Here is a 12,830-nt window from a genome sequence, read left to right as displayed (position 1 = left end):
ATCCTCTCAGGTTACGGGTTGCAGATTGGACACTTTGTACCACGCCGGATGACCGAGGTTTCGAACCCGTACGTCTGCGCTAGCCACTCGTCCTTCCTCCGCTGACTCTTCGTGTAATTCGACTTGTTCACCTTTACCTCGTAAAGGTGAAGGTTTCCGTCTGGTGTCCGGACTGCGATATCAACTTGTCGCCTGCCGTAAGGGGTCCACAAATCAAGTCCATTCCCGTAGCTCTCGCTATAGATATCAGACTTGTCGTAGAACTTCTCAAACGTCTCCGTCATTTCATCGACACCGGCAGCGCCACGGGCCTTGTCATGCTTGCGATTTCCGCAGTTGCTGTTGTGAACGAGTACCGGCGTCTCGCCCGCCATCACATAGTACGTGTGGAGGTCGTCCACTGTGAAGTTGTACGTGCGCGCCCGCTTTTCGAAGGAACGATTCCCTCGGACAGCAACCGTACTGCCCTCGTCCGTGCGCAACGTCATGCCCGGGCGCAGCAGACCCGCCTCGATCCATCGCTTCTCCGAGACGACCCAGAAGGGGTGTTCGTGAGTAGCGGTGAGTTTTTCTGGACCGTCGGCAGTCTCGATGGTCAGTTCATTGAATTTCTTGTCGTCCTCAGTGACGATAAGTCGCACTACCTTACGGGCACCAGTTTCCCCGGTCTCCGGATCGGTTGCGAGCACCTCTTCGCCGATTTCGAGGTCTTCAATTGATTTCGTAGTGCCATCGGCCAGCTCTACTTGTGTCCCTGCGAGGAAGCACTTGCAGCCCTTTGGTATCTTGGGGGACTCCTTGGGAGCCGATTTCGCCCCGCCCTTCAAGAGCTTCTTCGCCAGAGATTTGAACATTCCGGCGATGTTGAACAGCCCTGCTACTTCTGCGGCGCTGTCACCCGCGTCCCATGCCTTGGTGTCCTTGTCGGCTCCGTGCTCAGTGACGAATTTATCGTACTTGTCGGTAGTTCCACTGCAGTCTTGGAACCAGCACGCGGGGCCCAGGCTGCCAATGGTTTCGAGCGCACTGAAAAAGTTGTGCCCAATGCCGGCGATGAAGTCGCCGAAGCTTCCCTGTGCTTTCGGGTTCGCCGGCTCGACGTTGGTATTGCATCCGGGCTTGTAGGCGGGGTAGGTGGAACTGCAGTTGCTTCCTCCGCCGCCCTCACCGCCGCCGGAGTTCCCGTAGTTCCCGCTGCCCATGGCTGACATTCCCGAGCGCGAGGAAGTGCGGGACGCGCGCGAGCTGGACTGCTGTCGGTAGCTTGTGTGCAGCACCGCGTTTACAAAGGACACCACGGCGACTGCGACGAAGATGAAGTCGAAGAGGCCGAGGCCGAAGAACTTGCCGTCCGGATCCGCGTAGGTGACGGGGTTGTTGTTGCTGTAGGCGTACCCGTTGATTTGTTGGGGATCTTTGAGATCGGCGATGGGGTCTGCGCTGATGAAGCGGCCGGTTGCTGTGTCGTAGGACCGGGCGCCGAGGTGGGTCAATCCGGTGGGGTCCTGGGTGCCGCCGGCGAAGCCCCGCTCACCGGCCCAGCCGGTGGGCTTGGTGCCGCGTTCCTCACCGAAGGGCTGCGTGTAGCGGCGTGTCACGGCCTGTGTGGTGGCATCGATCTGCACGTTGCCGGTGCCGTTGTGGTCGGTGCACATCCAGGTGAGTGCCTGGGGTGTGCGCATGGCCACGGGTTGCCCGGCGTGGCTGTAGTAGCGGGTTGCCTCGACCTTGCCCGTCGCCTTGGTGAAGCGCAGTTCGGTTTCGCCGAGGTACAGCGTGGTGCCGGTCTTGTCACGACGGATCAGCCTGTTGCCGGAGGCGTCGTTGAGGAAGGAGGTTTCGGAGCCGTCGGCTTCGGTGGCCTTGGCGAGGTCTCCTTCGGGTCCCCAATCCAGGGTTTGGGTCTTGGTACCGATGGTGCGGGTCTTGGTGTTTCCTGCCGCGTCGTAGGTGTAGCTGGTTTTGGGCTGGTCCGGGTTGCCGGGGGTGGTGGAAGAAAGCAGGTGGGGGCGGGCTTTGCCTGCTGCAGTCTGGTCGTAGGTGTAGTTGGTGGTGGCGGGTCCTCCTGCGGCGAGGTGGTCTGTGGCGGACTTGCGGTTGCCGGCACTGTCGTAGGTAAAGGACTGCCAGTACGGTGCGACGCCCCCGATGCCGCTGCTGGTGGGTGCGGAGGTGCAGTCGCCCTTGGACGTCCAGGCGGTCTTCAGGCGCCGGTGCCCGTCGTAGTTGAAGCATTGCTTGTCACCAGTGCTGGTGGAGCGGTCTTCGATCTCGACCGGGTTTCCCGCGGGGTCGTACCGGTAGTTGGTGTCGGCGTCGGTCCCGGGATGGGATTCGGAGACCACCGTCTGGCGGGACAGCCGCTTGGTGCCGTCCTCGTGGAAGGTATTGATCTCTGTCCACTTGGCAGAGGACGAGACGCCGAGAGTGATGCGTGTGCGTTCGCCTGCGGGCAGGTAGTCGGTGCCCTGGACGATCCCGGTCAGGCCTTGCAGGGTGGTGGGGAGACGCTGGTCGTTGTAGCCGTAGACGAGCGTTTCCTGCGCGAGGCCGCCCATTGCGGGGATGGTGCGCTTCTGAGGCGTCCCGTCCAGGTTGAAGGAGTTGGTGAGGGTGTACGTGCCGTTGCCGGCGACCGCGCCTTCGGCGGTGCTGATCGTGTACTGCTCTTTCAGGACACGGTAAAGGGGATCGTAGGCGGCGTTGGTGTAGGCGTAGGCCTTGCCGTTCTTGCCGCCGTCGTAGCGAATGGCGGAGGTGGGGCGGCCGAGCGCGACGGTGTCGTAGGTCCAGCGTGCGACGTACTTCGTGTCGTCGATGGCAGGTTTGCCGTCGACGAGTGGGATGCGCCCGGTGAGCTTTCCGGTGGGGCGGCCCAGCAGGTCGTAGGTGTGGCTGATGACATCGCCGTTGCTGTTCTCGGTGACGCTGGCCTGGTCGAGGCTGTTGTACTCGGTCTTGGTGGTGCCGGTGTCGGGATCGCTCCGGGTGGTGGTCCGGCCGAGGAAGTCGTATTCGAACTTCCAGGTGTTGCCGTCGCTGTCCTGCACCGAGGCGAGTTGATCGGCGCGACCGTAGGTGTAGGTGAGTTTGGTGTAGTCGCCGGTGGCTTTGGGGCCGGCGTATTCGCGCTTCTCGGCCAGGCGGCCTCTGCTGTCGACGCTCTCACGTACCGCGGCAGCGCCGTTCGGCGGCTCTACCGTCGTCGAGTTTCCCTCATAGGTGGTCGTGGTGCGCGAGTGTTCCCTGCCCAGGGCGAGGACGATGTCCGCAGTCGGGCGGCCGGCACCGTCGTAGGTCTTCCGGCTTCCGGCCGGAGCGGCGGTCAGGAGAACTGCGAGTCTGCCCGATGGGGCGGTGGTGTCGATGTATCCGGCGGCGGTCTCTACTTCGAGCCCGCGGGAGTCGTACTTGGTCTCGCTGATGACCCGCCCCGTGCCGGTGGCTGCCGGGGTCTGCGTCTGTCTCGGGCGCAGCAGCGCGTCGTAGATCGCGTAGGAGGTCTGATAGGTGGTGCCGTCGTTGTTGAGGCTCTTGGTGGCGACCCATGCTTGGCCGCGGTCGATCTTGTATTCGAACTTCTTGCTGGCGGTCTGATTTGCGCGGTTGCGGTCGGCGAGCCAGACGTCCGTAAGGCGCCCGAGTGCGTCATAGGCCATCTCAGTGCGTCGGCCGTTGGGGTCGGTGCTGACCTTGTTGACGCCCCAGTCAGGGATTATCTCGGTGGTGACGGTGTGGCCGAGGGCGTTCGCTGCCTTGGTGGAGGTGAGCGGGCCGCCCGCGGCCGGTGTGTATTCGGTGTGCGTGGTGCGGGTGTTGTGGGTGTCCCATTCGTCGGTGACGCGACCGAGGGCGTCGTACTGGGCAGTGCTTATGGTCTGCAGCTGGGCCGTGCCATTGGCGTAGCCGATGACGCGCTGGGTGGCGGTGGTGTTGCCCTTGGTGGGAGGGGTGCCCCAGGCCTGGCCGTCGTAGGACGTGCGGATGTCGGAGACGACGTCGGTCGTCTTCGGGTCTCCGGTGCGGTTGGGGGTGGCGGTGCAGCCGACGGAGACCTTCTCCGCGCGTTTGACGTAGGTGAGCATCCAAGCAGCGGTGTTTTTGGCGTACTCCGTGCGGGTGCAGTCTTTCTCCCCGCCACCTTCGGTCTCGATCGTCAGTGGCTGACCGCTGTCGGTGTCATAGGTAGTGCTGGTGGTGGAGGTGATGTCTGCGCTTCCGGAGACGGGGGTGCGCAGTACTTCCTTGGCAGTGCGGGTCATGTAGGCACGCACGGTGCCGTAGGAGTGGGTGGCCGTGGCAGTGGTCTGGGACCAGGGCGTGGTGATCGTGCCGGACACTTCGGCGCCCGAGGTGCCGTTGTAGGCGATCTGCTCGCGGGTCTGCCCGGCGTAGGGTTCCTCGTCAGTGACGATGGTTCCCTGGGAGTCGGTCAGGGTCTCCTTGCGGGTGCTGCCGTCGGTCTGTTTGTCGCCGTTCATGCCCCGGTAGAAGAGGCTGACGCTTTTGGAGCGGGTGCCGGAAGCTTCGCCTGTGGTGGTGGTGACCTTCTGGTATCCGCGCCAGATGCCCCAGGTGCGGTACTTCGCGGGGGTGATGGGCGACTGGTCGTCGTAGGCCCAGGCGCCGCCACCGTTGTACGTGTAGTCGGTCTGCTTGAGCGGGGCGTTGCCGGTGGGGTCCGATTCGGTGACCTGGGTGACTACGTACTTGTGGAACCAATCCGTACGCGGCTTGGGATCGGTGCCGGGTGTCGGGTTGGACGGCGGGATCCACTTGACCGGGTAGCAGAGCTTTGTGTTCTTGTCGAGTGCGGTGGGAATGTTGGTGTCGGCGATGCACTCGGGGGCGGAGTAGTTGACGGTCAGGACGGAGCCGGTCTCCGACGTGACGGTGCGGATGCGCCACTTGATGAAGGGGGCGACGTCGTCGCCGATCTTGTCGACCCGGTTGTGGAGCTGAACGCCGGTGAAGGTGACCGGGGGCAGACTGACGGAGGGAGTGCCCGACTTGCCGGTGTGCTGGATGGACTTGAGCCACAGCGTGGCGTTCGACCCGTCGCAGGGATCGGGGAAGGAGTGGTCGAGAGACCAGTGGTTGACGTCGCGGTAGTCACTGTCCGCGCCGGTGCCGGTGCCCTTGTAGACCTGTGTGGTGATGCCGGTCAGACGCTTGCGGGAAAAGAAGGAGGGAGAGGGCTGGTCGGTGCAGACGGTGTCCTTCTTGCAGATCAGATCGAAGGGCACGTCGGGCCAGGCGTTACGGTTGGCCTCGGTGAGTGAGGCGCAGGTCTCTTTGCCCTGGATGGGGATACAACGCTCGGCGACGGAGAACTTGACCCGAGCCGCAGAAGGCTGCGTGGTGGAGAAGACGGTGTCGCTGCGCTGCCCGTAGTCGATGCGCGAGAGGTATCCGCCGCGGGTGTATTCGGTGCCGTTCCCGGTGGTGCCGTTCTTCGCGTAGTAGTTGAGCTCCTTCTCGTACCAGTACGTCATGACGTTGCCGCGGGGGTCGACGACGTAGTCGAGGTTCCAGCGCCATGCCTGGTTCTTGGAGCGGTCGGCGAAGCTGTTTCCTGCGGAGTATCCGGGTTCGTCCGGGTCGTCACCGAAGACCGGCACGGTCCACACGGAGTTCGTCTCGGGCTTGCCGGATGTCCAGCCGCTGAGACGGTTGCGGCCGAAGACGTATTGCGTGCCGTCAGTGGTGGTGACGGTCCAGTACTCGCCGTCATCGTCTCCGTTGGCGGCGCCGGTACCGCGCACGACGCGTTCCCCGTCATCACCCTGCAGACGCCAGGTGCCCTTCGCCTTGTCGACCGGGACGAGGCTGCTGGATTTGCCGTTCAGGACGATGGACGCGTTGTCCTCCTTCCAGCACTGGTCGTACTTCTTGTCCTGTCCGTCGTCATCGCAGGACCCGTAGGAGCGCTCGATGTAGGAGGTGGGAAGGTCGAAACCTTCACCGATCCAGGACGCCTGGGCGCTGGTGGAGGAGGTCCGGCCGTCGACGCTCTGGGCGGAGTAGCCGAGAGAGAGGGAAGGAGCGGGCCCTGCGGGCGCGGGGACGGCGTCCATGGGGTAGGACCAGGTGAAGTCGCCGTTGGATCCGCCTCCTGCCCATGTCGCGGAGGGAGAGAGCGGGGTGGCTTCGTAGCCGCCTTGGTCTGAGGCGGCCCCGGCGGACAGGGCCAGTACGGTGCGGGCCGCCCCTGTCGCGCGCCGCATGGTGGGCGCGGTCTTCGGTGTGGAGACCTGGGCGGTGACGGTTTTGCGTGAGGTGTTGTTGGACGAGGGGACGGGCGTGGTCGTGCGGCAGGCGGCTTTGTCCGGTGTGGTCAGGGCGCAGGCGGGAAGCTGCACCATGCGCAGGCGTGAGGACCAGTTGCCGCTGTAGGCGTGGGCGAAGCTGCTGTAGTCGAGTGCGACGGACAAGGCGGAGGGCTCTGCTTCGCCGTCGGCGCGGCTCACAGAGAGGACGACACCGTCGATGCCGAGTTTGGTGGTGTTGGCGCGGTCGAGTACATGTACCTCTGCCTTGGCGGGAGAGGTGCTCGCGTCCGTCCGAACCGATCGGCTCTTGGGGGATGCGGGCGGTAATGCCTGGGAAAGGGTTACCGGTTGCTGAGGGACCTTGACCTTGGAGTCGGGCAGGGCGGGAACGGCGACGATGGCGCTGCTTGCGGTCGGCCAGGCGACCTTCCGGGCGGCGTGAGCATGGGTTTGTGCGGCGGCGTCCTCCGTCGGGTCGGCGAGCCTCTCGTGCTTGGGCGTGAAGTTCTCCGCCTTGCCGAAGTCGGCCTTCGGCAGAGCGCTGTGGTCGCGTTCGAACTCCGGCGCCGGGGCGGCGCCCAGCAGGGTGGCCAGAATCGCGGTGGTCACGGGCAGCGCGACGGCGGCCATGCGGCGCCTGCTCGCTGTCCTCCACGACCAGCGCGGCGCGGGTCTTGCGGTGGGCATGTTCGCTCCATGGGAAGGGCGGCGGAATGAGCCGAAGAGTTGCGGCTCACCCCGCCGTCAAAGGTGAGCAGTAATGGGGCAGGCCTTCTGTCGGAGTCAGCCGATTTCGATCGGAGGCTCGTCGCGGAGCGCCAGCTGGGTAATCTCGGCGTCCGACAGTGCTCCTGCGTAGACCCGCACGTCGTCGAGCTGTCCGGCCAGTTGGTTGCCGAGCGTTCCGGTGTCATGACGGCGGCCACGGCCCAGATTGACGGGGCCGGAGGGCTGGAAAACGTCCTTGGACGACGTGCCGTCGTCGTTGCCTTGTCTCTCACCGGTCAAGTAGAGCTTCATCGACTGCCGGGCGGAGTCGAAAACACCGGCGACATGAACCCATCCTGTGGGTGAGTTCGCTTCGTCCGAGGTGGCGATGCTCCCGGTCCCACCCAAGACATCACTGGTGAAGAGACCGAAGTTCCAGTGGCCGACAGTCTGTTTGGCTTCCTGCCGGTACCACAGACGGAACGCGTCGCGCTGGACGCCGGGATGGCTGGCCACTGTGGGCGAATGGGGGACCGTGGTGTCTTCCAGTGTGGAATCCGCGGCGAGGTTCACCCAGCCGGTGACGGTGAAGCTTCCGCTGTTGTCCACCACGGACGGCGCGGTGGCGTGCCCGCTCTGCGTCTCGTCGAGGGCCAGGACATTGCCCCGGCCGTAGTCGTCGGTCGTCACGAACTTGGATCCCGGTTGGAGAGACAGCTTGTTGCCCCTGCCGGAGCCGTCCGTGCCGACGGTGCCGGACGCCTCGTCCATGGACCACTGCGCCATGACAGAGGCCCGGTGGAGCCCTGTGGCGGGATCTTCCGCGTTGGCGATGGCCGGCACCTCGTCGGGGAAGACGTTACGGTTCCATACCTGGACCTGGTCGACGTCCGCGGCGAGTTGGTAGTTCTTCGTTCCCCAGCGTCCGATTTCCAAAGGCCCGGCGGAAGCCCAAGGCGCGGTGAACGCGCTCTCCTGGGCGAGCAGTCCGTTGACGTACAGGCGGATCTTCTTCGCCTGCGCGTCGTGGACTCCCAGCAGATGGGTCCACGCGCCCAGCACAGGTGGTTGTTTGGCGATGGCCCGGGAAATGGTGGTAAGGTCTTCGGTCTTGTCCGCGTTATACCGATTGAAGACCCACCGGTCATAACCGGCGGAATAATAGAGCTGGAACGCGCCGACGGCGGTGCCGCGTTGTTGCAGCACGGTGGTCTGGGCCTTGCTGTTGAGCTTGACCCAGGCTGAGACGGCAAAGCTGGCCTTCGTGTCGAGCACGGGGCCGGACGTTGCGGCGTAGGTCACATCGGAGGGGTTGCCGCGCAGGCCTGATCCGAGCCGAGCGTGCGACTGCCACGCGGGCGTGTTGAGCGTCAGCCCATGGTCGGGGCCGCGTGAGTTTGCCGATGCGGTACCGGAATTCTCATCCAGTTTCCACTCCGCGACCGGGTCGGCCGGGCGGGCCACCTTGAAGAGGTAGTCCTTGGTGGCGCTGGTGTTGCCGGCGGCGTCGAATGTCTGGACGCGCAGCGTATTGGTAAGCCTCTTGGTGGGCGTCACCGATATCTCGTATGACGGCGTACCGGCCGAGAACTTCTTGCTCTCCAGGAGAGTTCCGTTGAGCCAGATGTCATAGCGCTGTACATCTGCGGCACCCGCGCTGATCTTGAACTTGCCCGTCATGCCGACGCTGCCGGTCTCTGGTGAGCTGGCACACGTGGTGCCCGCGCACTCCGGGTACTGCTGCGAGGTGACCGTGGGGCGCGGCGGGCCAGCGGTGTCGACCCTGAAGTAGCAGCCCGCGGAGTATGGGCTGAGCAACGTGCTTGTCGTGCCGTTGAAGGTGTAGCGGTACTGCGTCGCCGCGTAGAAGCGGTACGTTTTGCCGCTCTTGAGAGCGGGGGTGACAACCGTGCCCGCTGTTCCCGGCGCGGTCCAGGTTGTCGGAGCGATGGTGCTGATCTTGCCGCCGTCGGTGTAGTTGTACAGGTCGAACGTCGGCCGCAGGCTGGCGTTCGACCCGTCTGCCGAGGTCGGTGTGGCGGTCAGCCGCGGGGTGGCATCGCGGATCACGGCCGGGTTGGCGGCCGACGAGCAGGCGAGGTTCGGGTCCGACATCTTCACATACGACGGTGCCTTGTCCGGCGGCGAGACGTAGGTGATGGACAGACGGGGCTTGCGGGAAGAGGTGGCCCTGTCGTCGGCCGGGGACATGAACTGCTTCCACGCGATCGGGTCGGCCTCGCTGGCCATCAACCCCAGCGTGGTCGTGGCCGACTTGGCTTTGGCCGTGTAGGCCACAGCCGAAGTCGCATCGAATTCGACGTCACCGTCCGGACAATCCGAAGAAAAGCCCTTAGCAGCGGACACCGTGTTCACGTGCGCCCAGGTCACCTTCGAGTTCCAGGTGGTTCCCGAGGAGATTCCGCTGGTTCGATAGAGTCCGATGTCCTTCTTTGTGCAGTTGGCCGACCAGATCTCGTAGGCCGTAAACGTCGCACTGACGATCTTCTTGCCCACGACCCGTCGCGTGTCGAACTGGAAAAGAGAACGGGATTTCTTGTTGTCCACGTACGCGTCGTAGCCCACGCCCAGCGCGTGTGACGTCTTCCAGAAAGACGTGGAGGGGCTGTTGGACCACAATGTCGTCCAGCCGGTGAGCGTGCCGCTTACGGCCGGCGGATCGATCACGACCGGGTAGGACGTTGCCGGGTCAGCGAGAAACTCTCGGTCAGGAGCGACGGAGAGCGCGTCGGCGCTGGCCGTGACGTCGGCTACGGCTGTTCGTGCCCCTGGGGCGGGAAGCACTGGGCTGTCGGAGGCCTCCTCTGCGGCTGCCACCCGTTCAGCAGGCGCCGCCTTGGGGCGAGCCTGCCGGGCAGCAGGTTCATGCGTGGCGGAGTCCCACATCAAAGCGGCACTGCTGGAGAACACGGCATGTCCGCCCGCATCCACCATGGAAATACTGCCCGTCTCCGACGTCTTGACCGAGAGCCCCGTCGTCTTGACTGGAAAACGGATCGCACGCAGCGCGGGGTCGGTGGCCGCCTCACGCGTGTGGAACACGAGATTGTGAGTGAACCCGTCCGGACGCACCTGGACCACGAGGTCGACGTCGGGGCGCACCGCCTCGTAGACAGCCAGCGACCCGGCGACCTTCGGCGTTGGCAGCGGCCACGGACTGCCTAGCTCGTAGGTCTTGCCGTCACGGGATATCACCGCGAGAGGTTCATGGGAACCGCCGCCCGACAAAACGACATCCTGAGCAGCCTTCGGGGCCAACCGGCCATCAGCACGCCGCGACAGTGACGTGTCAATGGGTAACCATGCCCCGTCCTTGCGTACGCGCTCGGGAACGGGAGAAGACTCGACGGTGAACGTTCCGTCGCTGTTGGCGAAGACCTGATTCGACTCGTTCGTCAGCCCAGGGATCTCCACCCGGCGCCCCTCGGCAACCGCCTGCTCCGAAGCCCGCTGCTCCGCCGTCTTGGTGGGAAGCTCGTCATCGTGCCAGAAGGCCTTTCCCCGCGCCTCGTCCGTGGCGGGTGCTCCGTCCACGGCCTCGATGTAGGCCTCAGCGTCACCCCCTGGCGCGGGTACTGCGGCGGCAGGCGTCAAGGCTCCTGCGCTCACCCCCAGCGCGGCGAGAAGACCTAACGCCGCTCCGACTCCCCGATGCGCCGGTCTTCTCCGCCGCCTACGTCTTTCCACTACTTTGGTCTCACAATCTGAAGATTTCATGAAGATCGAACGGGACTTTATCCCTCCTTTACTCTCTGGTCCAGGCCTCGTGGTGTGACAATGCAGCGCTGTAGGCGGAGAGGTCAGCCAAATGCGAACTATGGGATGCATTGCAACTGTGTGGCGCGGCGGCAGTACCCAATCGATCCAGAGACCTGGGCCCCGTACATCGAGGGCCACTTCCGCCGCATCACCTCGTCCCGCCACGTCCTGATGTAGCTGGGCGCCTTGTGTCAGTTGGAACCCGAGCTGGTCGCGGAACTCTGTGGTCACCATGTCAACCCGTCCCAGGGCGGCCGACCGTGGTGGCCCTCTTTGGCATCGTCGAGGGTCGTTTCCTTCCTCTCGTCAACGACGAGGGGCAGCACTCACCGGCTGACGTTCGCCGGTATCCCGAGAGTGGTGGGCGCACGGCCTACCCGGAAGGCGCTCGCGAAGGCTGCTTGGCCTGCATTGAGAAGAATTGGACCGACGTGCGCCCCCTGGGGTTGGTCCGGGTTGTGGAGGCAGCGAACTCCTGACTCCCAGCCCTCACGTCCGAGGTTGGTCCGGCGCCCGGCGCCCGGCGCCCGGCGCACCAGCACGCCGGGCCGTGCTTCGGCCTGGCAGCAAGGGTCCCTGGGGTGCGATGACGTCCTCGCCGGTTCCGGGTCGTCAATGCTGGTTAACGCAGCATTCTTGTCAACCTAAGGTGACACTGTGGATGTCTACCGGCTCGTGCTGGTGTCGCAAGAAGCTCCGGTTGACGACCCGATGATGGGGCTCAGCGTGGCCCGCACCCACCGGGCGGAGTCGAGCAAGGCCTGCAGACCAAGCGTGTCGGCAACGCGATCGTCGAATTCCTTGGCGGGCGCGCCATCCACCCGATCAGCGTGGGCCTTGGTGGTTTCCACCGCGTACCGACCGTGCGGGAGCCGGCGCCGCTGGCCGAACAGTTGCGCCGGGCCCGCGACGACGCCTGGGAGACCGTGCGCTGGGCTGCCGGCTTTGAGTTCCCGGATGCTGGGCTGGATCGTGCCCTGATAGCCCTGATAGCCCTGGCCGAACGGGGGCGGTACGCCATCGACGCTGGCACGCCCACCCTCATGGCCGCGCCGCAGACACACCGGACGAGGGAACCACTGATCGAAAAGCCCCAAAGCCCGCCGAGGCTGCCGCGATCAGGGACGCGCCCGATTGCAACGAGGAACGATGGTCACCTTCACCTATGTCGACGCTTCCTACACAGTGCAGGTACGCGCGCTGGAGCGTGTGAACGTCATCCCGGACTGGGGCGCACACCGCCTGGTTCTGACCTTCGAGGCCACCGCCCACGGCATCCACACCCGAGAGGCGCTGTTCCTTGTCGACGGACGGCTGTGGGTCTTCAAGGTCCCGGGGCCGGCGGGCTGGATTGGCACGCTCCACGCTGTGCGACCCATCGCGCTGAAGCCGTTCGCGACGACGCTCACCCTGGTGGCGACCGTCATGGATACCCCAGCTGCGGGGAGCGGAAAAGGCCACGCGGCAAGCTCGTGCTGGAGGTGGCACGGTGACGACGAACGCGACCGCACTCGTGGTCGGCGGGACCGGGGCCGTGGGCGCTCACGTTGTCCGTGCCCTCGCTGTACGGCCCGGCATCACCGTGAGGGTGTTGACCCACGACCCGTCCTCGCAGAAGCCTCCAGGACTCCCGACTCCTGGCTCTAGAAGAACCCGAGTTTCTTTGGACTATAAGAACAAAGAATGTTCTTCGTGTGCTGGTGGTACAGGCCGCGCACCCGGCTTGACCAGCGGGAATGGGGTTCATGGGACGGTTTGTAAGGGGCTGGCCCGTGAATGGTCCGGATCTTGAATCGCTTCCTGGTGAGGCCGTTCTGCACCCGGACATCACGCAGGTCGAGCGCCGGACAAGCCGAACCACGGCCGCCGTCGAAGTGTGACTCCGCCCACCAGGCCACAACCGATGTAAAGACTCCCGTGCGGCGGCAGCCGAAAACCGATCACCTAAACTCACGGCTTCGGTTCCACGGCTCACCTCCGCTCGCACGGAGAGGACAGCCCGTATGTGATCCTCGGCGGTGACATCAATGGCTCACCTCCGCCTGCGCGGAGAAGACACTTCCTGACCTA

Annotated in this window: 4 protein-coding genes; 1 reads left to right on the top strand and 3 read right to left on the bottom strand. The window is 64.7% G+C overall.

Annotated elements, in window-relative coordinates:
- Window positions 1-11: 11 nt before the first annotated feature.
- The 3 genes from ABZX96_RS21180 to ABZX96_RS21170 all read right to left on the bottom strand — a co-directional run bounded on the left by ABZX96_RS21180 (window position 12) and on the right by ABZX96_RS21170 (window position 11,824).
- Window positions 12-6,902 carry a polymorphic toxin-type HINT domain-containing protein gene (locus ABZX96_RS21180; RefSeq protein WP_355546608.1) on the bottom strand — a complete coding sequence of 2,297 codons (6,891 nt, stop codon included), beginning with the start codon at window positions 6,900-6,902 and terminating at the stop codon, window positions 12-14.
- Window positions 6,903-7,055: 153 nt separating this feature from the next.
- Entirely contained in the window at window positions 7,056-10,535 is a 3,480-nt protein-coding gene (locus ABZX96_RS21175; RefSeq protein WP_355546606.1) for a LamG-like jellyroll fold domain-containing protein, read from the bottom strand.
- 890 nt (window positions 10,536-11,425) lie between these two features.
- A complete protein-coding gene (locus ABZX96_RS21170; protein ID WP_355546604.1) occupies window positions 11,426-11,824 on the bottom strand; it encodes a hypothetical protein in 399 nt (132 codons plus the stop codon).
- Between the two features lie 425 nt (window positions 11,825-12,249).
- Here ABZX96_RS21170 and ABZX96_RS21165 point away from each other — a divergent pair, with 425 nt between their 5' ends.
- Window positions 12,250-12,552 (top strand): NmrA family NAD(P)-binding protein, encoded by a 303-nt coding sequence (locus tag ABZX96_RS21165; RefSeq protein ID WP_355546602.1) that lies wholly within the window; start codon window positions 12,250-12,252, stop codon window positions 12,550-12,552.
- The last annotated feature ends 278 nt before the right edge of the window (window positions 12,553-12,830 follow it).

The organism is Streptomyces sp. NPDC003077, assembly GCF_040611095.1.
Classification (GTDB): domain Bacteria; phylum Actinomycetota; class Actinomycetes; order Streptomycetales; family Streptomycetaceae; genus Streptomyces.
This window is presented reverse-complemented; position numbering and strand designations above follow the sequence as displayed.

Coding starts and splice junctions, on each gene's coding strand:
- ABZX96_RS21180 (WP_355546608.1), bottom strand. CDS start 6,902: ATGGCCGCCGTCGCGCTGCCCGTGACCACCGCGATTCTGGCCACCCTG.